Origin of the sequence: Citreicella sp. C3M06, assembly GCF_018860705.1 — a bacterium.
Classification (GTDB): domain Bacteria; phylum Pseudomonadota; class Alphaproteobacteria; order Rhodobacterales; family Rhodobacteraceae; genus Salipiger.
The window spans coordinates 39,207-59,462 of sequence record NZ_JAHKQA010000064.1; the positions used below are offsets into that span (position 1 = coordinate 39,207).

Annotated in this window: 21 protein-coding genes and 1 tRNA gene; 12 read left to right on the forward strand and 10 right to left on the reverse strand. The window is 62.9% G+C overall.

All coding sequences use genetic code 11. From position 1 onward, the window contains the following. Window positions 1–55: 55 nt before the first annotated feature. The 4 genes from KO516_RS14210 to KO516_RS14225 form a co-directional block, all read right to left on the reverse strand. Window positions 56–952 carry a VOC family protein gene (locus KO516_RS14210; protein ID WP_216004440.1) on the reverse strand — a complete coding sequence of 299 codons (897 nt, stop codon included), beginning with the start codon at window positions 950–952 and terminating at the stop codon, window positions 56–58. A 134-nt stretch (window positions 953–1,086) separates the two neighbouring features. Then, window positions 1,087–1,809: an acetoacetyl-CoA reductase gene (phbB, locus tag KO516_RS14215; protein ID WP_216004441.1), complete on the reverse strand. Its 723-nt coding sequence runs from the start codon at window positions 1,807–1,809 to the stop codon at window positions 1,087–1,089. 162 nt (window positions 1,810–1,971) lie between these two features. Beyond that, a complete protein-coding gene (locus KO516_RS14220) occupies window positions 1,972–3,147 on the reverse strand; it encodes an acetyl-CoA C-acetyltransferase (RefSeq protein WP_216004442.1) in 1,176 nt (391 codons plus the stop codon). Window positions 3,148–3,319: 172 nt separating this feature from the next. Beyond that, the gene (locus KO516_RS14225) at window positions 3,320–4,150 is read right to left on the reverse strand and encodes an EAL domain-containing protein (protein WP_216004443.1); all 831 of its coding nucleotides are present in this window, start codon (window positions 4,148–4,150) and stop codon (window positions 3,320–3,322) included. A gap of 388 nt (window positions 4,151–4,538) precedes the next feature. Here KO516_RS14225 and rpsD point away from each other — a divergent pair, with 388 nt between their 5' ends. The 3 genes from rpsD to preA all read left to right on the forward strand — a co-directional run bounded on the left by rpsD (window position 4,539) and on the right by preA (window position 7,964). After that, window positions 4,539–5,159: a 30S ribosomal protein S4 gene (gene rpsD / locus KO516_RS14230; RefSeq protein ID WP_216004444.1), complete on the forward strand. Its 621-nt coding sequence runs from the start codon at window positions 4,539–4,541 to the stop codon at window positions 5,157–5,159. Window positions 5,160–5,332: 173 nt separating this feature from the next. Beyond that, window positions 5,333–6,667, forward strand: a complete 1,335-nt coding sequence (locus tag KO516_RS14235; protein ID WP_216004445.1) for an NAD(P)-dependent oxidoreductase — start codon at window positions 5,333–5,335, stop codon at window positions 6,665–6,667. Continuing rightward, window positions 6,660–7,964, forward strand: a complete 1,305-nt coding sequence (gene preA / locus KO516_RS14240) for an NAD-dependent dihydropyrimidine dehydrogenase subunit PreA (RefSeq protein ID WP_216004446.1) — start codon at window positions 6,660–6,662, stop codon at window positions 7,962–7,964. The genes KO516_RS14235 and preA overlap by 8 nt, the downstream gene beginning before the upstream one ends. A gap of 90 nt (window positions 7,965–8,054) precedes the next feature. Here the strand turns inward: preA and KO516_RS14245 are convergent, their stop codons facing one another. After that, window positions 8,055–8,297 carry a hypothetical protein gene (locus KO516_RS14245; RefSeq protein WP_216004447.1) on the reverse strand — a complete coding sequence of 81 codons (243 nt, stop codon included), beginning with the start codon at window positions 8,295–8,297 and terminating at the stop codon, window positions 8,055–8,057. A 24-nt stretch (window positions 8,298–8,321) separates the two neighbouring features. Next, window positions 8,322–8,954 carry a TetR family transcriptional regulator C-terminal domain-containing protein gene (locus KO516_RS14250; protein WP_216004448.1) on the reverse strand — a complete coding sequence of 211 codons (633 nt, stop codon included), beginning with the start codon at window positions 8,952–8,954 and terminating at the stop codon, window positions 8,322–8,324. Window positions 8,955–9,142: 188 nt separating this feature from the next. Between KO516_RS14250 and KO516_RS14255 the strand changes: the two genes are divergently transcribed. The 7 genes from KO516_RS14255 to KO516_RS14285 all read left to right on the forward strand — a co-directional run bounded on the left by KO516_RS14255 (window position 9,143) and on the right by KO516_RS14285 (window position 16,137). After that, entirely contained in the window at window positions 9,143–10,390 is a 1,248-nt protein-coding gene (locus KO516_RS14255) for a Zn-dependent hydrolase (RefSeq protein ID WP_216004449.1), read from the forward strand. Between the two features lie 99 nt (window positions 10,391–10,489). After that, window positions 10,490–11,944, forward strand: coding sequence for a dihydropyrimidinase (hydA, locus tag KO516_RS14260; RefSeq protein WP_216004450.1), 1,455 nt, complete (start codon window positions 10,490–10,492; stop codon window positions 11,942–11,944). A 145-nt stretch (window positions 11,945–12,089) separates the two neighbouring features. Continuing rightward, on the forward strand, window positions 12,090–12,905 hold the full coding sequence (locus KO516_RS14265) for an ABC transporter ATP-binding protein (RefSeq protein WP_216004451.1): 816 nt from the start codon (window positions 12,090–12,092) through the stop codon (window positions 12,903–12,905). Continuing rightward, window positions 12,892–13,335, forward strand: coding sequence for a GNAT family N-acetyltransferase (locus KO516_RS14270; RefSeq protein WP_252737613.1), 444 nt, complete (start codon window positions 12,892–12,894; stop codon window positions 13,333–13,335). The genes KO516_RS14265 and KO516_RS14270 overlap by 14 nt, the downstream gene beginning before the upstream one ends. Then, window positions 13,332–14,195, forward strand: coding sequence for an ABC transporter permease (locus tag KO516_RS14275; protein ID WP_216004452.1), 864 nt, complete (start codon window positions 13,332–13,334; stop codon window positions 14,193–14,195). The genes KO516_RS14270 and KO516_RS14275 overlap by 4 nt, the downstream gene beginning before the upstream one ends. A gap of 89 nt (window positions 14,196–14,284) precedes the next feature. Beyond that, window positions 14,285–15,112, forward strand: coding sequence for an ABC transporter permease (locus KO516_RS14280; protein ID WP_371742088.1), 828 nt, complete (start codon window positions 14,285–14,287; stop codon window positions 15,110–15,112). Window positions 15,113–15,150: 38 nt separating this feature from the next. Next, window positions 15,151–16,137: an ABC transporter substrate-binding protein gene (locus tag KO516_RS14285; RefSeq protein ID WP_216004454.1), complete on the forward strand. Its 987-nt coding sequence runs from the start codon at window positions 15,151–15,153 to the stop codon at window positions 16,135–16,137. 96 nt (window positions 16,138–16,233) lie between these two features. On the opposite strand, the gene KO516_RS14290 is transcribed toward KO516_RS14285, so the two are convergent. Together KO516_RS14290 and KO516_RS14295 are read right to left on the reverse strand one after the other, a co-directional pair. Beyond that, window positions 16,234–17,259 (reverse strand): acyltransferase family protein, encoded by a 1,026-nt coding sequence (locus KO516_RS14290; RefSeq protein WP_216004455.1) that lies wholly within the window; start codon window positions 17,257–17,259, stop codon window positions 16,234–16,236. 333 nt (window positions 17,260–17,592) lie between these two features. Next, a complete protein-coding gene (locus tag KO516_RS14295) occupies window positions 17,593–17,937 on the reverse strand; it encodes a hypothetical protein (protein WP_216004456.1) in 345 nt (114 codons plus the stop codon). A 105-nt stretch (window positions 17,938–18,042) separates the two neighbouring features. On the opposite strand from KO516_RS14295, the gene KO516_RS14300 reads away from it, so the two are divergent. Next, window positions 18,043–18,774 carry a Crp/Fnr family transcriptional regulator gene (locus tag KO516_RS14300; protein WP_216004457.1) on the forward strand — a complete coding sequence of 244 codons (732 nt, stop codon included), beginning with the start codon at window positions 18,043–18,045 and terminating at the stop codon, window positions 18,772–18,774. Here the strand turns inward: KO516_RS14300 and KO516_RS14305 are convergent, their stop codons facing one another. Next, window positions 18,775–19,797 (reverse strand): LacI family DNA-binding transcriptional regulator, encoded by a 1,023-nt coding sequence (locus KO516_RS14305; protein WP_216004458.1) that lies wholly within the window; start codon window positions 19,795–19,797, stop codon window positions 18,775–18,777. It lies immediately after the preceding gene. A gap of 139 nt (window positions 19,798–19,936) precedes the next feature. Between KO516_RS14305 and KO516_RS14310 the strand changes: the two genes are divergently transcribed. Then, a tRNA-Arg gene (locus KO516_RS14310) sits at window positions 19,937–20,013 on the forward strand. Between the two features lie 23 nt (window positions 20,014–20,036). Here the strand turns inward: KO516_RS14310 and KO516_RS14315 are convergent. After that, window positions 20,037–20,256 (reverse strand): hypothetical protein (locus tag KO516_RS14315; RefSeq protein WP_216004459.1); only part of this gene is annotated, 220 nt, incomplete at its 5' end.

The window sequence follows — 20,256 nt, forward strand, 5'->3', positions numbered from 1 at the left end:
GGCCGACCAGAGCAAGCGGAACCGGCGCCCCGATCAGACCGGGGTGCCGCTTGGGTCAGCCGAGCGGCTCAAGCTTGGCTTGCAGGCTTTTCCTCAGATGTTCGTGCCGCAACGGCAGCTGAAGCGCCTCGCCAAGGCGTTCAGGCGGCTCATCGCGGTCAAATCCGGGGCCGTCGGTGGCAATTTCAAACAGCACGCCGCCGGGGGTGCGAAAATAGATCGCCCAGAAATAATCGCGGTCGATCTGTTCGGTGACGGTCATGCCCTCTGCGATCATCGCGTCGCGCACCCGCAATTGTGCGTCTCGATCTGGCACCGAAAAGGCGACATGATGCACGCGCCCGGCGCCGTAGCGCGCCCTTGGCAGATCGCTCTTGCGCAGATCGACGCTGTTCGCGCCATTGCCGGGCAGGCTGTAGCGGGTCACATCGCCTTCGCGGGCGATTTCAGTATAGCCAAGCGTCGTGAGCAATCGTGCTTCGGCAGCGATATCGGACAGGCGCAATTCGACAGACTGAAACCCGCGGATCGCGACCTCTGGGCTGATCTCGTCGGTGGTCCAAGGAGTACGGGGATCGTCGCCCTCGACGAGGGCCAGCGCGTCCCCGTCGGGGCCGCTGACCTCTAGACGCTTATCTCCGAAGCGGGTGTCGAGCGTTCCGCCCAGCCGCCCCTGCCAGAACGCTGTCGCGCCTTTCGGTATGCTGAAGGCGGTTGTCGACACCTCGCCGGTGCCTTCGCGCCCGACCTTGGCGTTGGGGTGGGGGAAATAGGTCATCACACTGCCGGGCGTGCCCACCGCGTCACCGAAATACAGGTGATAGACATCCGGGGCGTCGAAATTGACCGTGGTTTTGACGCGCCGCAGGCCAAGGGTCTGTGTCCAGAACGCATTGTTCGCCCGCGGGCTAATGCCAAGCGCGGTGACGTGATGAAGCCCATTTACAAGCATGAGACGTCTCCTTTCCTACCTGAAGATAGGCTGGAAAGGCTGTGTGCACAGGCGCAGCTGCGCGCTCGCGTGGTGCATCCGTGCACAAAAACGCCCCGGACGGGCCAAGTCCGGGGCGTCTGGAAAGTGTCGGATCAGACGAAGAACTGACCGCCGTTGGCCGAAATCGTCGAACCGTTGATGAAGCCGGCGTCATCCGAGGCAAGGAACACCACACAGCGTGCGATTTCCTCGGGCTCGCCGAGGCGGCCGGTCGGGATCTGTGCGATGATCGAGTCCCGCACCTTTTCGGGAACGGCCATAACCATTTCGGTCGCGATGTAGCCGGGGCAGATCGCGTTGGCGGTGATGCCGGCGCGGGCGCCTTCCTGAGCGAGCGACTTGATGATGCCCAGATCGCCCGCCTTGGTCGCGGCATAGTTCACCTGAGCGAACTGGCCTTTCTGACCGTTGATCGACGAGATGACGATGACACGGCCGAACTTGCGCTCGCGCATCCCCGGCCAGATCGGGTGAACGGTGTTGAACACGCCGGTCAGATTGGTGTCGATCACCTCTTTCCATTGCACGGGCGTCATCTTGTGGAAGGGCGCGTCACGGGTGATGCCCGCGTTGGCGACGACAACGTCGATCGGGCCAAGATCGGCCTCGACCTGAGCGATGCCCGTCTTGGAGGAGTCGTAATCCGCCACGTTCCACTTGTAGGTCTTGATGCCGGTTTCAGCGGTGAAGGCGGCGGCCTTTTCATCGTTTCCCGCGTAGGTCGCGGCCACGTCGTAGCCCGCAGCTTTCAATGCCTTGGAAATCGCCTCGCCAATGCCGCGGCTCCCCCCGGTGACCAATGCAACTTTCGCCATGATGTCCCTCCAATCCGGCTTATATCAATAACCGGTAACTTTGTTACTAACTAAGGTCAACATGCGCAATCTTGTTGCGCACATCATTCGTCAGTGTGTGAGGCTGTCACGCCACGCATTTCCGCGCCACGAGGGCGTCATGGCGCGGAGTCGGGCGCCCGATCAGGGGCGTTCGATGCACATGGCGACACCCATGCCGCCGCCGATGCACAGCGTGGCGAGGCCCTTCTTGGCGCCGCGACGCTTCATCTCGAACAGCAGGGTGTTGAGAACGCGTGCGCCCGACGCGCCGATCGGGTGACCGATGGCGATGGCGCCGCCGTTCACGTTCACGATCGACGGATCCCAGCCCATGTCCTTGTTCACAGCGCAGGCCTGAGCCGCAAAGGCCTCGTTCGCCTCGACGAGGTCAAGATCGGAGACCGACCAGCCAGCCTTTTCCAGTGCCTTGCGCGAGGCATAAATCGGGCCCACGCCCATGATCGACGGATCAAGACCTGCGGTCGCGTAAGACGCGATGCGGGCGAGCGGCTCGATGCCGCGCTTTTCGGCTTCGTCGGCGGACATCAGCAGCACACCTGCGGCACCGTCGTTGAGCCCCGACGCGTTTGCAGCAGTGACCGTACCGTCCTTGGTGAAGGCGGGGCGCAGTTTCTGCATGCTCTCGAGCGATGCGCCGTGACGGATGTATTCATCCTTTTCGACGATGGTATCGCCCTTGCGGCCCTTGACGGTGAAGGGGATCACTTCGTCATCGAACTTGCCGGCTTTCTGTGCGGCTTCGGCCTTGTTCTGCGACGCAACTGCGAACTCATCCTGCATCTCACGCGAGATCTGCCATTTTTCGGCGACGTTTTCGGCGGTCTGGCCCATGTGGTAGCCGTTGAATGCATCCCACAGGCCGTCCTTGATCATGGTGTCGATGTATTTGACATCGCCCATCTTGTAGCCGTTGCGCAGGTTCTGCGCATGGACCGACATCGACATGTTTTCCTGACCGCCGGCGCAGACGATGGAGGCATCGCCAAGCAGGATGTGCTGGGCACCAAGCGCCACAGCGCGCAGGCCGGACCCGCAGACCTGATTGATGCCCCATGCGGCGCTTTCCTGCGGCAGGCCTGCATTGATATGTGCCTGGCGGGCGGGGTTCTGGCCCTGAGCCGCGGTCAGCACCTGCCCAAGGATGGTCTCGGAAACGTCTCCCTTGTCGATCCCGGCGCGGGCGACAAGCGCTTCAAGCACGGCAGCGCCGAGGTCATGCGCGGGGGTGTTGGCAAAGCTTCCCCCGAAGCTGCCGACGGCGGTACGGGCCGCGGATGCGATAACGACATTCGTCATGGATTACTCCTCCAAGCATAAACTGACGAGGGAGGCTGCATCATATTAGGCAAGCCTCCCTTTTTGGGTCTTGCGCCCCATGCTTAGCGCGACCTTTCAGAGCGCGACAGGGGGTCTGGGAGGAAAGTAACCACTGGTAGCGCAAATGATAGCGCAAAATTCTGTCGTAGGGTCAGCCTTGTGCGCGTTCGCCTTCGGCAATGCGCCATTCAGGGGAAACCGTGGGCGCACCAAAATAGTAGCCTTGAAGGCAGTCGAGCCCAAGGTCGGTCAGGAAGCTGGCGTCGTCGGCACGTTCGACCGATTCGGCGACGGTGAACATGTCGAACTGTTCGGCGATGCTTAGAATGGCGCGGGCCATCACCTGATTGTCCGGATCCTCGGCGATGCCGCGGGTGAACGCACCGTCGATCTTGAGAATGTCGAAGGTGAAATCCTTGAAATGCCGCAGAGAGGTATAGCCCGCGCCGAAATCATCGACCGCAAAGGTAATGCCCTCGGCCTGAAGATTCGCCATGAAGGCCACCACCAGTTCGGGCACCAGCATGGCAGAGCTTTCGGTAATCTCGAGGATCAGCCGTTCGCCGATGGTCGGATTGCCAGCGAGCCCGCGCTGCAGCGTTTCTGTCCAGCGGGGATAGCCGATCGAGCGGGCAGACATGTTGATTGCAAGCCGCAGCGAGGGAACATGGGCCAGCTCGTTCAGCCCTTCCTCAAGCGCGATGCAGTCGAGCATCCGGCCATATTCCGTGTCCTCTACCGCGCCAATGAAATCGCGGGCGGGAATGATGCGGCCAGTCTCGTCCAGCACGCGGACAAAGCCCTCGTGAAAGGCGGCAGTTCCCGGCCTGCGCGCCTGCACCACGGGCTGGAACGCAAGCAGCACCTGCTTGTGCCGGATCGCCATGCGCACGGTGTCCAGCATCGTCTTCTCGCGTTCTGTTACCGCGATATCGAGCGGGCTGAGCCTTGGTGTCCTGCCCTTTTTCTTGTCGCCCTGCATGGTCGTTTCCCCGTGGTGCCGCCTGATCGAGGGGCATAGGCCCCGGTCCATGCGCTACACTCGGTGCTCTCGCTTAACCGGTCGTAAAAGATCTCATTTGGAGCTAAATTCCCCGGCAAGGATCGCGCTGTTGACTCGGGCGAGTGATGGCCCTATTAGCCGCCACTCGTTGGTGTTGGTGGCCCCCGCAAGGGGATGCCTGTCAGACCGGGGCGCCAAGCGCGATTCGTTGCGTGCAGGTCCGGGAAGAGGACAACGCCCTTTATCGCTGCGGCAAGGCCGGATGCGGGGCTGACTTGGAACGGTTGCTTGGACAGGTGTCCGCAACCCGAAGGTGGGACCCGGTTCCGGAACCGGTTGCAGGGCCAATAATAAAGGAGATCAGACGGTGACCAAACGCACCTCTGCCAAGTACAAGATCGACCGCCGTATGGGCGAAAACATCTGGGGCCGCCCGAAGTCCCCGGTGAACCGCCGCGAATACGGCCCCGGCCAGCACGGCCAGCGCCGCAAGGGCAAGATGTCCGACTTCGGTCTGCAGCTGCGCGCCAAGCAGAAGCTCAAGGGTCACTACGGTGACATGACCGAAAAGCAGTTCCGCCGCATCTTCTCCGATGCCGAGCGCGCCCGTGGTGACACCGGCGAGCTGCTGATCGGCCTGCTCGAGCGCCGCCTCGACGCCGTCGTCTACCGCGCCAAGTTCGTGCCGACCGTGTTCGCTGCCCGTCAGTTCGTGAACCACGGCCACGTGCTGGTCAACGGCCGCCGCGTGAACATCCCGTCGTACCGCGTTCAGGAAGGCGACGTGATCGAGGTTCGCGAGAAGTCCAAGCAGCTCGCCCTCGTTCTGGAAGCCTCGCAGCTGACCGAGCGTGACGTGCCCGACTACATCGACGTCGATCACAACAAGATGGTTGCGACCTTCGTGCGCACCCCCGGCCTGTCGGACGTGCCCTTCGCCGTCCAGATGGAACCGAACCTCGTGATCGAATATTACGCTCAGAACTAATTTCGGTTCTGCATCGCGCTACGGAAGGCCGCTCCCTTTGGGGCGGCCTATTGTTTTGCATGTTTTGAAGGCAAAGGCCCTCGGCCTGGGTCTGCTTTGATATTTTACCAGTTGATAAAAAAAACGACCCATGGAAGCCTTGCCGTAACACTATAGGCAGCGGGAGGCGACCGATGGACGTTAAGGCTCTGGCCTCGGGGATCACCCCGGGGCGTCTGAACAAGGCAAGGATCGAGGCGGGGTTTGCTGATCTGCACCCGGCGCTCGATGATCACGAGGCGCTGGTGGCGGCGGACCGCTGCTATTTCTGCCATGACGCACCCTGCGCCACGGCCTGCCCGACGGATATCGACATTCCGCTGTTCATCCGCCAGATCGCGACCGGCACGCCCGAGGCGGCGGCGCGCACGATCCTGTCGCAGAACATTCTTGGCGGAATGTGCGCGCGGGTCTGCCCGACGGAAACGCTGTGCGAAGAGGTCTGCGTGCGCGAGACCGCCGAGGGCAAACCGGTCGAGATCGGTCGCCTGCAACGCTACGCCACCGACGCGCTGATGGCGCAATCTGCGCATCCGTTCGAACGCGATGTGGCGACGGGCAAGCGCATCGCGGTGGTCGGGGCTGGGCCTGCCGGTCTGTCCTGTGCGCACCGGCTGGCGATGATGGGGCATGACGTGGTGCTCTTTGATGCGCGGCCCAAGCCGGGCGGGCTGAATGAATACGGCATTGCGGCTTACAAGAGCACCGAAGATTTTGCTGCCCGCGAGGTCGACTGGCTGATGGGCATCGGCGGTATAGAGCTGCGCTGCGGCATGGCGCTGGGGCGCGATCTGACGCTGGATTCGCTGCGGGTTGAGTATGATGCGGTGTTTCTCGGCATGGGTCTTGGCAGCGTGAATGCGCTTGGGGTTCCGGGCGATGACAAGTCCGGCGTCGCCAATGCGGTCGATTTCATCGCAGATCTGCGGCAGGCGGCGGACCTTACGGCGTTGCCCGTGGGGCGCGACGTGGTGGTGATCGGCGGCGGCATGACGGCGGTGGATGCCGCCGTGCAGTCAAAGCTGCTGGGCGCGCTGAACGTCACCATCGTCTATCGTCGCTCGCAGGAGCGGATGGCGGCCTCGGTCTACGAACAGGATCTGGCACAGGCCAAGGGCGTGCGGATCATCTGCAATGCCTCGCCGGTTGCGGTCCATGGCAACGGAGCGGTGCGCGAGATCGAATTCGAATTCACCGACGATGATCTGTCCCCGACGGGCGAGACCTTCCGTCTGCCCGCAGATCAGGTGTTCCGCGCCATCGGCCAGACGCTTGTGCCGGGCGATCTGCCAGAGCTTGACGGCCGCAAGATCGCGGTGGACGGCACCGGGCGCACAACGCTGCCCGGGGTCTGGGCCGGGGGCGATTGCGCCGCTGGCGGAGACGATCTGACAGTGACGGCGGTGGCCGAAGGCCGCGACGCCGCCGAAGACATCCACGCAAGCCTGATGGAGCAAGCGAATGGCTGACCTGACCTCCAACTTCATCGGGATCAAATCCCCGAACCCGTTCTGGCTGGCCTCGGCGCCGCCGACCGACAAGGAATACAACGTCCGCCGCGCCTTTGACGCGGGCTGGGGCGGCGTGGTCTGGAAAACGCTGGGCGAGGCCGGCCCGCCGGTGGTCAACGTCAACGGGCCTCGGTATGGCGCGATCTGGGGAGCGGATCGGCGCTTGCTGGGGCTCAACAATATCGAGCTGATCACTGACCGCCCGCTCGAGGTGAACCTGCGCGAGATGAAGGCGGTCAAGCGCGACTACCCTGACCGCGCGCTGATCGCATCCATCATGGTCCCCTGCGAAGAGGCGGCGTGGAAGGCGATTCTGCCGCTGGTCGAGGAAACCGGTGCCGACGGGATCGAGCTGAACTGCGGCTGTCCGCATGGCATGTCCGAACGTGGCATGGGCGCGGCGGTGGGGCAGAACCCGGACCTGATCGAAATGATCACCCGCTGGTGCAAGCAGACCACCCGGATGCCGGTGATCGTCAAGCTGACCCCGAACATCACCGACGTGCGCCTTCCGGCCGCGGCCGCCAAACGCGGCGGTGCGGACGCGGTGTCGCTGATCAACACGGTCAATTCCATCACCTCGGTGGACCTTGATCTTTATGCGCCCGAGCCGACGATCGACGGCAAGGGCAGCCATGGTGGTCTGTGCGGCCCGGCGGTCAAGCCGATGGCGCTGAACATGGTGGCCGAGATCGCCCGAAACGCGGAAACCGCCGATCTGCCGATTTCCGGCATCGGCGGGGTGACCACGTGGAAGGATGCCGCCGAATTCATGGCGCTCGGGGCTGGCAATGTGCAGGTCTGTACCGCCGCGATGACCTACGGGTTCAAGGTGGTGCAGGAGATGATCTCGGGCCTGTCGCAATACCTTGATGACAAGGGCATGGCGCTGGACGATCTGGTCGGTCGCGCAGTGCCGAATGTCAGCGACTGGCAGCATCTCAACCTGAATTACGTGACCAAGGCGGTGATCGATCAGGAGGCCTGCATCAGTTGCGGGCGCTGCTATGCCGCCTGCGAGGACACCTCGCATCAGGCCATCGACATGAGCGAGGATCGCGTGTTCTCGGTCAAGGATGACGAATGCGTGGCCTGTAACCTGTGCGTCAACGTCTGTCCGGTCGAGAATTGCATCACCATGAAGCGTGTCGAGCCGGGGGAGATCGACCTGCGCACCGGCAAGGTGGTTCCCGCCGCGCCAGCGGACTGGACGAGCCATCCCAACAATCCGATGGCGGTGCGCGCCGCCGAATAGGATCTTTCGACCGAAAGATCCTGTGGCGCATATCAAAGGCCCGGGAGAATTCTTGCGAATTGTCCCGGGCTGATCTGGGCTCGCCGGGTGTCAGCAGTGCACATGCATCTGGCTTGGGTTGCAGATGATGACGTATTGATCGCCGCATTCGACAAGGTGGAAGCCACGGGCCTGCACTTCGGCCAGCAGCGCGTCATGATCTATTTCGCGGTGCACGTCGGTCTTGTTGCGACGCAGCACCCCGCCAGTCTCTGCCGCGGTCGCGGAAAAGAGCTGCGCCTGCCAGGCCGGGTTGCGCGGCCGTGAGGACTGAAAGAAGGGGACATGTTTCATGCCCGTAGCTTCTGGTGATTCTGGTTAACCAGACCTTTCCGAAACCGTGAGCATTGTGCGAAACATCGCCTCGACATGCGCAAATGCCGCGTCCCAGCCGGCAACCTCGTCCGGGATCAGCACCCGGATCTGCGCGTCGAAATCGGCGTAATGCTGGGTGATCGCCCAGATCGACAATAGCAACTGGCGCGGATCGATCTGCGCCAGACGCCCTTCGGCGACCCAGTCGGCGATCACGGCGGCCTTTTCGTCGAACAGCGGTTTCAGGCCGCGTTCAAGATGCGGCCCCATGCGCGGCGCGCCTTGCAGGATCTCGTTGGCGAACAGCCGGCTTTCGCGCGGAAATTCCCGGCTCATCTCCATCTTGCGGCGCACATAGGCGAGGATCTCGTCCAGCGGGTCTCCGCCCGGATCCATTTCGTGAAGGGGGGCGAGCCAGTCTTCCATCAAGCGGTTCAGCAGCGCGACGTGGATGGCTTCCTTGCCGTCGAAATAGTAGATCAGGTTGGGCTTTGACATGCCCGCCGCATCGGCGATCTGGTCCAGCGTCGCGCCGCGATAGCCATGCTGAGAAAACACCTCGAGCGCCGCTTCCATGATGCGTTTGCGATTGCGCAGCTGGATGCGACTCGGCTTTCTGGCGACCTCCTCGGGCATTCCTTCTCCTCTCGCTCAATTTGCGGGCAGATCGTCCCGGCACATGCCCGCTTTCCACGCGGAGTTCTTAACGGAATTCTTGACAGGCTCGAGAGCCATTGCAATCGTGGCTTTACCAAATGGTAAAAAACCAGCGAGCCGGTCGGGAGCCGGCCCGGAAAAACAGCAGACTGAACAGGGGAAGCGACATGGTGACCGGTGAGAACCTCCGGATTGATGGCGACCGTTTGTGGGACAGCCTCATGGAGATGGCAAAGATCGGGCCGGGGATCGCGGGCGGCAACAATCGTCAGACGCTGACCGATGAGGATGCCGCAGGGCGCGCCCTGTTCAAATCGTGGTGCGACGAGGCAGGGCTGAGCATGGGGGTCGACCAGATGGGCACCATGTTCATGCGCCGCGAGGGCACCGACCCGGATGCGTTGCCGGTCTACATGGGAAGCCACCTCGATACCCAGCCCACGGGCGGCAAGTACGACGGCGTGCTTGGTGTGCTCGGGGCACTGGAAGCGGTGCGCTCGATGAACGATCTGGGCATCAAGACCAAGCATCCGATCGTGGTGACGAACTGGGCCAATGAGGAAGGCGCGCGCTTTGCCCCCGCCATGCTGGCGTCGGGCGTGTTCGCCGGGGTGCTGACGCAGGATTACGCCCACGCCCGCACGGATCTTGAGGGCAAGACCTATGTCAGCGAGCTGGAGCGCATCGGCTGGAAGGGCGACGAAGAGGTCGGCGCGCGCAAGATGCACGCCTATTACGAGCTGCACATCGAACAGGGGCCGATCCTCGAGGCCGAGGGCAAGGATATCGGCGTTGTCACCCATTGCCAGGGGCTGTGGTGGCTGGAATTCACCCTGACGGGGCGTGAGGCGCACACCGGCTCGACCCCGATGGACATGCGGGTGAACGCGGGCCTTGCAATGGCGCGTATCCTCGAGATGGTGCAGGAGGTTGCGATGGGCGAACAGCCGGGCGCGGTTGGCGGCGTCGGACAGATGCAGTTTTCGCCTAACTCGCGCAACGTGCTGCCCGGCACAGTGGTGTTCACCGTCGATATCCGTACCCCCGATCAGGCCAAGCTGGACCGGATGCGCGCCGAGATCGAAACCCGCGCCGCCGCGATCTGCGATGAGATCGGGGTTGGCTGCGCGGTCGAGCCGGTGGGCCATTTCGACCCGGTGACCTTTGCCCCCGAGCTGGTGGGCAACGTGCGCAAGGCGGCCGAGGAGCTGGGGTATTCGCATCTCGATATCATTTCGGGCGCGGGGCATGATGCCTGCTGGGCGGCCAAGGTCGCGCCTGCAACCATGATCATGTGCCCCTGCGTGAAGGGCATTTCGCACAACGAGGCCGAGGAGATCAGCAAGGACTGGGCGACGGCGGGAACAGAGGTGCTGTTCCGGGCCGTGCTTGAGACGGCGCAGATCGTAGAGTGAGCTGAGAGGGCAGGACCGGGGGGCCTGCCCCCCGGACCCCCCGGGATATTTAGAGCCAGAAGAAGAGCAAGGGCGCGCCTCTTGTCAGGGAGCAAGTCAATGAGCACGGTCATCAAGGGTGGCACGGTCGTCACCGCGGATTACAGCTATGTAGCGGATGTTCTTGTCGAGGGCGGAAAGATCACCCAGATCGGCCCGGACCTGACCGGCGACGAGGTGCTGGATGCGGCGGGCTGCTATGTCATGCCGGGCGGGATTGACCCGCATACCCATCTTGAGATGCCGTTCATGGGCACCTATTCCGCCGATGACTTCGAAAGCGGAACGCGCGCGGCGCTGGCGGGTGGCACCACGATGGTGGTGGATTTCGCGCTGCCCTCACCCGATCAGGGACTGCTGGACGCGCTGCAGATGTGGGACAACAAATCCACCCGTGCCCATTGCGATTACAGCTTTCACATGGCGATCACCTCGTGGAACGAGAAGATCTGGGGCGAGATGGAGACCGTGGTCAAGGAGCGCGGCATCACCACCTTCAAGCATTTCATGGCCTACAAGGGCGCGCTGATGGTGAATGATGACGAGCTATATGCCTCGTTCAAGCGCTGCGCCGAGCTGGGGGCGATTCCGCTGGTGCATGCCGAGAATGGCGACGTGGTGGCGGAACTGTCTGCGCGTCTGCTGGCCGAGGGCAACACCGGCCCTGAGGGTCACGCCTATTCCCGCCCGCCGCAGGTGGAGGGCGAGGCGACAAACCGTGCCATCATGATCGCCGACATGGCCGGGGTGCCGCTCTATGTCGTGCATGTCAGCTGCGAGGACAGCCACGAGGCTATTCGCCGCGCCCGGATGATGGGCAAGCGGGTCTGGGGCGAGCCGCTGATCCAGCACCTGACGCTGGATGAGTCCGAGTATTTCGACAAGGATTGGGATCATGCGGCGCGCCGGGTGATGTCTCCGCCGTTCCGCAACAAGATGCATCAGGACAGCCTGTGGAACGGGCTGTCGGGGGGCTCGCTGAGCTGCGTGGCGACGGATCACTGCGCCTTTACCACCGATCAGAAGCGGTTTGGCGTGGGGGATTTCACCAAGATCCCCAATGGGACCGGCGGGCTGCAGGACCGGATTCCGATGCTCTGGACCTATGGCGTCGGGACGGGGCGGCTGACGAAGGAAGAATTCGTCGCGGTGACCTCGACCAATATTGCCAAGATCCTGAATTGCTACCCACGCAAGGGGGCGGTTCTGGTCGGGGCGGATGCGGATCTGTTGGTGCTCGACCCGGAGAAGACCAAGAAAATTTCTGCCGCGTCACAAGAATCTGCCATCGATTACAATGTGTTCGAGGGCAAGGAGGTCAAGGGCCTGCCGCGCTTTGTGCTGACGCGCGGGCGGGTTGCGGTGATGGACGGCGATCTGAAGCCCGCCGAAGGGCATGGGCAATTCGTCAAGCGCCCAGCCTCTGGCACGGTCAACACCGCGCTGTCGTCGTGGAAGGCGCTGACCGCGCCGCGCCCGGTCGAGCGCTCTGGCATTCCTGCCAGCGGGGTTTGAGGTGCCGCAGTGTGCCTGCGGCGGCAAGTGGGGGGCAGGGACCTGCGCGGCCACGACCCGCAATTGCGCACCGCCATCGAGCCAGACGCCGGGGGTTGCCTGAGGCCTGACGGCCCGCCTGAAACCAGATAAGCAGAAAGATAACATGCCCGCCGATCAAGTGAGCCGCACGCCAAGGATCGCCCGCAACACGGTGATCGACGCCAGCAAGCTGAACCTGACCTTCGAAACCAACGATGGGCCGGTTCATGCGCTTCGGGACGTGGATCTGAAGGTCGAGGCGGGCGAGTTCGTTTCGTTCATCGGGCCTTCGGGCTGTGGCAAGACCACCTTTTTGCGGGTGATGGCGGATCTGGAACAGCCGACCTCGGGGCAGATCCTCGTCAACGGCGTGCTGCCCGAAGTGGCGCGCAGGAACCGCGCCTATGGCTACGTCTTTCAGGCGGCGGGGCTGTACCCTTGGCGGACCATCGGCGGCAACATCCGCCTGCCGCTTGAGATCATGGGCATGCCCAAGGCGGTGCAGGCGCAAAAGGTGCAAGAGGTGCTGGAGCTTGTCGATCTTGCCGGGTTCGAAAAGAAATACCCTTGGCAACTGTCGGGGGGAATGCAGCAGCGCGCTTCGATCGCGCGGGCGCTGGCCTTTGAGGCGGGCATTTTGCTGATGGACGAACCGTTCGGGGCGCTGGACGAGATCGTGCGCGATCACCTCAACGAACAGCTTCTGGCGCTTTGGGCGCGCACGCAGAAGACCATCTGTTTTGTCACTCATTCGATCCCCGAGGCGGTGTATCTGTCGACCAAGATCGTGGTGATGTCGCCGCGTCCGGGACGGATCACCGACGTGATAGACAGCCCACTGCCGCGCGAACGCCCGTTGGATATTCGAGATTCCCCCGAATTTCTCGAAATCGCGCACCGGGTGCGGGAGGGGCTGCGGGCCGGGCATGCCTATGATTGATGCCTCGAAACCCCGGCGCGCCACGATCGATGACATTCCGGCCTGCGCTGCGGTGATCAACAGCTGGATCGACCGCACCGACTGGTTTCCCCGGCTCTATGGCCCGGAAGTCATCCAGCAGGCGTTTCATGACGCGTGGGACAAGCGCGAGATCTTTGTGATCGGTGCGCCTGTCGAAGGCTATGTGTCGCTCGACCCCGCCCAACGCAAGATCGCGGCGCTTTATACCGCGCGGCCGGGTGCTGGGCTGGGCAAGGCTTTGCTGGACACGGCGAAGGACGGGCGTGAGATGCTGTTCCTTCATACGCATGTTCCCAACGAAGCCGCGCAGCGGTTTTATCGCCGCGAGGGCTTTGTGCAGGTCGGCGGCGCGCTGCCCCCCGAGCCGCCCGAGATCGTCCCTGAGATCCGCATGGAGTGGCGGGCATGAGGAATATCCTTCCGGTGCTGACGGTGATCCTAGCGTTGCTGGTGGTCTGGTACGCGGCGGCGTTTCAGCTCAACAAGCAATGGGCGCTGGACATGGCGGCGCGGCAGGATCGCGTGATGACGACGCAGCAGCTGATCGCCGACACATGGGCGCAGGACAAACCGAAACTGCCCGCGCCGCATCAGGTTGCGGTCGAGCTGTGGGAGACGGTGGCGCTCAAGAACGTCACGTCGCGGCGCAGTCTTGTGTACCACGCCTGGGTGACGCTGAGCGCAACGCTGGCGGGCTTTGGGCTTGGCACTTTGCTGGGCACCTTGCTGGCGGTCGGCATCGTCTACAGCCGGGTGATGGATCTGTCGGTGATGCCGTGGGTGATCGCCAGTCAGACCATCCCGATCCTTGCCATCGCGCCGATGATCATCGTGGTACTCAACGCCATCGGGATTTCCGGGCTGCTGCCCAAGGCGATGATCTCGATGTACCTGTCGTTCTTTCCGGTGGTGGTGGGAATGGTCAAGGGCCTGCGCTCGCCCTCGCAGATGGAACTGGACCAGATGTGCACGTGGAATGCGTCAGGCGTGCAGGAATTCATCAAGCTGCGGCTGCCCGCGTCTATGCCCTATCTCTTCGCCTCGCTCAAGATCGCCATGGCGGCGAGCCTTGTCGGCGCCATCGTCGGAGAGCTGCCGACAGGCGCTGTCGCCGGGCTTGGCGCGCGGCTGCTGGCGGGCAGTTATTACGGGCAGACCATCCAGATCTGGTCGGCGTTGTTCATGGCGGCGGCGGTGGCGGCGGCGGCGGTGGGGATCATCGGCATCGTGCAGCGTGCGACGCTGAAACGCATGGGGCTTGATAGATGATCCGCTCGCCCATCATTCTGATCGAAGCCGCGCTGGGGCTTGTGTTGACGCTGCTCGCCGCTGTGGCGTTGGGCGGGCAGGGCGCGCTGGTGACGGTGCTGGTGTTCGCCGTCTGGATCATTGGCACGCTGATCAACCTGCGGCTAGCGGCGGGCGGCAGGGGCGCGGGGCTGGCGCCGCTGGTGCTGGGGCTGACGCTTCTGGGGATGTGGGAACTCGCGGTGCGCGGGTTTGGTATCTCGCCGGTGATCCTGCCGCCGCCCTCGGCCATCGCGGTGCGCATCGCAGGCTCGCTGCCGATCCTGTGGGAGGATTTCGTGCAAACGGTGATCAAGGGCGCGCTGAGCGGCTACGTCATCGGCTGTGGCGCGGCGCTGATCACCGCTGTCATCGTCGACCGCTTTGATTTCCTGCGACGCGGCCTGCTGCCGGTGGGCAATTTCGTTGCCGCGCTGCCGGTGATCGGCATCGCGCCGATCCTTGTGATGTGGTTCGGGTTTGATTGGCAGAGCAAGGCCGCCGTGGTCGTGGTGATGGTGTTCTTCCCAATGCTGGTGAACGCGGTCGAGGGGCTGCGCGCCACCGAGCCGATGCAGCGTGACCTGATGCACACCTACGCCGCCGGGTACTGGACGGCGCTGGTCAAGATGCGCCTGCCCGCCGCGCTGCCTTTCGTTTTCAACGGGCTGAAGATCGCCAGCACGCTGGCGCTGATCGGGGCCATCGTTGCCGAATTTTTCGGCTCTCCGATCCGGGGCATGGGGTTTCGGATTTCCACCAGCGTCGGGCTGCTTGCGCTGGATCTGGTCTGGGCTGAAATCGTGGTGGCGGCCATCGCCGGATCGGCCTTTTACGGCGCCATCGCGCTGATCGAGAAACGCATGACCTTCTGGCACCCGTCGCAACGGGGCCGGTGACAAAGACCAGATAACAATAACCAACACGGGAGACGACCATGACCTTCACCAAATTCGCCACTGCGGCTCTGATGCTGGCGGCAGGCTCCGCGCAGGCAGCTGACGAGCTGACGCTGCAGCTCAAATGGGTGACGCAGGCGCAGTTCGCCGGCTATTATGTGGCTGCTGACAAAGGGTTCTACGAGGAAGAAGACCTTGATGTCACCATCAAGCCGGGCGGCCCGGATATCGCCCCGGTGCAGGTGCTGCTGGGCGGGGGCGCCGATGTCATGGTCGACTGGCTGCCCTCGGCGCTGGCGGCACGTGAAAACGGCGCGCCCATCGTCAACATCGCGCAGCCGTTCAAGTCTTCGGGGCTGATGCTGACCTGCCTCAAGGAAAACGGCATCGAGACCCCCGCCGATTTCCCCGGCCACACGCTGGGCACGTGGTTCTTTGGCAATGAGCTGCCGCTCTATAGCTGGATGTCCAAGCTGGGCTATGCCACCGACGGCTCCGATGGCGGCGTGACCATCCAGAAGATCAACTTCAACGTTGATCCGCTGCTGCAAAAGCAGGTCGATTGCGCCACCACCATGACCTATAACGAATATTGGCAGGTGATCGACGCGGGGCTGACGCCGGAAGATCTCGTGGTGATCAAATACGAGGATGAGGGCATTTCCACCCTCGAAGACGGGCTTTACACCACCGAGGACAACCTTGCCGACGATGCCATGGTCGACAAGCTGACCCGCTTTGTGCGCGCCTCGATGAAGGGTTGGAAATACGCCGAGGCGAACCCGGACGAGGCCGCCGACATCGTGTTGGAATATGACGAGACCGGGGCCCAGACCGAAAAGCACCAGAAGCGCATGATGGGCGAGGTCGCCAAGCTGACCGCAGGCAGCAACGGCGCACTGGACCCGGCGGATTTTGAACGCACCGTCGACGTGCTGCTGTCGGCAGGCGCCGACCCGGTGATCACCACGGACCCCGGCGAAGCCGCCTGGACCCACAAGATCACCGATGCGGCGCTTCAGTAAGGGCTGACCGCAAGATCAGGCTGCAAGATCTGGCCGCGCCCCTTTGCCGGGCGCGGCCTTTTCATGCCATGGGGCCATGGGGCCATGGGCCTTGGGTCATTGCGGGGCAGTTGCGCCTTGCCGCCTGTCGTTCGGCCGACCTTGCCCAAGCAGCAACCTGCGGGTCGCGGGAAGCGCAAGAAACACCGCATGACAGCCAAGGCTTGCGGCGACGGTCAGCGCCCATCTTGACCAGGGTTCCGACAGGCCGACCCCCGCAAGCGCCATCTGGATCGGCATGTGCACATACATGATCGTCATTGACGCGTGGCTGCACTGCGCAAGGATCGCGCTGGCCCGCGGCAACTGGGCGCCCGCCCGGCCCAGCCCGACCAGCGCCGATGACATCGCGACCGCAACCAGGCAGGTGATGATCGGGATGCCGTAATTCGCCCCTTTCATCGCCATCGGCGGCGCCTGGAACAGGGCAATGGCGGCGGTGTAGGCAAGGGCAACGGCGCAGCAAGCCAGCAGCAGCCGCCGCGACGGGTGGAACAGCACGCCACCATACCTTGCGCCGATGTGGAAAAGCGGAATCGCCATGGCGCAGACGTTGATCGCCCAGGGAAGCCAGAAACCCGGCAGCAGCAGCTGGTTCACATACGCCAGCCCAAGGCAGGCGATCGAAATCGCCCACATCCCGCGCGCAGGAAGCCGCGTCGCAAGCGCATTATAGGCCAGCGCGGTAAAGAAATAGCAGGTCGGAAACCAGAAGATCGTCAGTGGCGCGACAAGCTTTTCGCCGCCAAGGACAAGCACCCTGAGACGCCACCACAGATCCCCTACACCGTTGCGCCCGGCGCTTTCGATCAGGCCCGGAAGCGACAGCAGGACGATGAACGCCATGTAGGGGACGATCAGCTTGCGCAGCAGCCTGACCAGCGCATCGCCAGTTCCCTGCGCCTTGAACAGATAGCCTCCGACCAGAAAGAAAAACGGCATGTGAAAGGCGTAGATGACATCCTTTGCCGGTCCGTCAAAGACATGTCCGGCAACCACGAGCAGGATCGCGATTCCGCGCGCAACGTCCAGACCCAGATCTCGGCTTAGGGGGCTTGCGCGCTGGGGGCGGCTGATTTCCATGACACACTCGCTAAACAATGACCCCGGGCATCCCCCTGATGGCCAGGCGGCGAGGGACGCCCAATCAAACACCCTGACCGCCAAAGCGTAGGGCATCCTCCCCCCGCATGGCAAACGCCAAGTCGGCTGCATGGCGCGGAACAAGGGATGTGCGGCAGCGGCAGGCGAAAAGGGGTGGCCTGAAATGGCCACCCCGTTTTTCGTTCTGAAATGCAGATCCGAGGCAATGCATGGCCAGTTGGGGAATGGCCAGAGGGTAATTCAACGGTCACAATCGTTGCTGAGCGCGTTTTAGGTCACCGCTGTAACGGCGAAATGACGTTGCCCGAAATGTCAGTCCTCGATCAGCGCAAGCAGGTCCGCCGCCCGGAACGGGCGTTGCAACACCCGGAACCCCGCGTTTTCGCCCCGCTCTTCGGCATCATTGCCCATCAGCACAAGCCGCGCCATCATCCCGATCAGCGCCTGACCCAGCGGGGTGCTGCTCACCGCTTCGGGGGGCATGAAGACAAAGGCGACAACCGGCCCGCTCAGACCGGCAAGCCTATCCAGCGCGTCATCACGGCTGTGGGCGTTCTCGACCCGCGCAGCGGGATAAGCTTCGAGAAGAATGCCGGTGATATCCTCTGCGACGAATGCATCCGAGATGCAGACAAGGAAGGTCGGGACAGAGGTCATGGGGCGATTCATATAGGCCTATCGGGTGCAGGATCCCTTGCCTCATGGAACAAAGAACCGCAGTCGGCATTAAACTATGACATATCACAGACGCGGAATGACCCGATGAAGACGGTTTCCTGCCGGTGCTGCCCCCTTGCCGAGTGCGACTCGCTGATTCACCACAGTGTAGACGAGCGCAGGTTCCTCGAAAAATTCCGGGCGGGCGAGATGGCGGTCGAGGCCGGGACGCAGATTCTGCTTGAAGGCTCCAGCGCGCCGCAATTCTATACCGTGCTCGACGGGATGGGGCTGCGCGACAAGACCCTGCCCGACGGGCGGCGGCAGGTGATCAATTTCGTGATGCCGGGCGATCTTCTGGGGCTTCAGGCCAGCATCATGGGCGAGCTGAACCATTCCATCGAAGCGGTGACGCCGATGCGCCTGTGCGTGTTTCGGCGCGATAACATCTGGACGCTGTTCCGGCAGATGCCCGAGCTGAGCTATGCCCTGACGTGGATCGCCGCCACCGAAGAGCATTTCCTTGGTGAGACCATCGCCTCGATCGGGCAGCGCGACGGCACCGAGCGCGTGTCATGGGCGTTGCTCAAGCTGTATCAACGGATGCGGGCGCTCGGCCTCGGCAGGGACAGCCGTATTCCGCTGCCGTATCGACAACAGGATCTGGCCGACGCGCTGGGGCTGTCGCTGGTGCACACCAACAAGACGCTGGCCAAGCTGCGCGAGCGCAAGGTGGCCGACTGGTCGCACCGCGAGCTGCACGTGCCTGACCTTAAGGCGCTGGCAGAGCTCGCGGTGGCAGATCTGGACGCGCCGCCGAAGCGGCCATATCTCTGATCAGCGCCGCAGCGTGTCACCATAGGCGATCTTGGGCGTCATTTCGATGACCTTGTCGAAGCTTGCGCTCGGGTCGTTGACCCGAGCCGCGATGACCTCGGCTGCCTTGATGCCGATCTCGGTGCGGCAGGCATCCATCGTGGCCAGCTTCTTGGGCAACCCCTGAAGCAGCTCGACCCCGTTAAAGCCCGCAAGCCCGATCTCCGACGGGATCTTGCGCCCCTGTTCCAGCAAATACAGCAGGCCACCGGCACCGATCATATCGTTGGAATAGTAGATGAAATCCAGCTCTGGCTCTTTTTCTAGCAACGCGGCGGTCATCTCGCGACCCTTGGCCAGCGCCGAGCCGCCGGAATAAAACTCCGACGCCGCGATCTCGACCCCTCCCTTGGCGAGCGCTTCGGTAAAACCTTCGAACCGCTTGCGCGCGCGGAAATCGAGCGGCATCTTGGTGCCAAGAAAGCCGATCTTCTGATAGCCGGCCTTGAGGATGGCGTTGGCCATTTCGCGCCCGGCGCGGCGGTGGGAAATGCCCACGGCGGTGTCGATCGGGGTGCCATCGGTGTCCATGATCTCGATGACCGGGATGCCGCTGGCCTTGAGCATGGCCTTGGAGGCCTCGGTATGTTCGATGCCCGCAATGATGATCCCCGAGGGGCGCCACGACAGCATCTCGTAAAGGACGCGCTCTTCCTTTTCCGGTTCATAATCGGTGACGCCGACCACCGGTTGAAGCTCGGTGTGCTCCAGCACAGAGGTGATTCCCGCCATCACCTCGGGAAAGACCATGTTGCGCATCGACGGGATGATTACGGCAACGAGGTTCACACGCTGACTTGCCAGCGCTCCTGCAATCTTGTTCGGCACGTATCCTAGCTCCTTTGCGGCCTGGAGAACCTTGGCCCGGGTGGCTTCGGACACATCGCCGCGATTGCGCAGCACCCGGCTAACCGTCATTTCCGAAACACCGGAGGCCTCGGACACATCTCTCAGGGTCAACGGACGTGTTGCGTCGTCTGCCACGGTGCGGACCTCCTCAAATTTCTCTTTGAGGGCGATGTTAGTCTTTCTAGGGCGGTGCACAAGGCGACATTGGGGGGTGCTTCGATTTCACGCAACCGAGGTGACAACCGCTTTCGAAGCGGCTAAGACGGCGAAGCGTGGTCCCGTGGCTCAACTGGATAGAGCAGCCCCCTCCTAAGGGGCAGGTTGCAGGTTCGAATCCTGCCGGGGTCACCATTTGTTAATTTTATATCAAATACTTACACGTCTTGGGCGTGCGCATCCTGCAGCTTCTTGCAGGATTTTCCGGTGGTTTTCGGTGCTGTATCGAGAGCATCCTGTACAAAACCCGTACAATCGAACCGGGTTGGCTCTGATTCAGCTGGGAGATGGGCAAAGAAAAACCTCGGTCCGGCGGCAACCGGAACCGAGGCAAGTTCAAAAGCAGGCACGAAATTCTTGTGTGGATGGCTCCCGCAT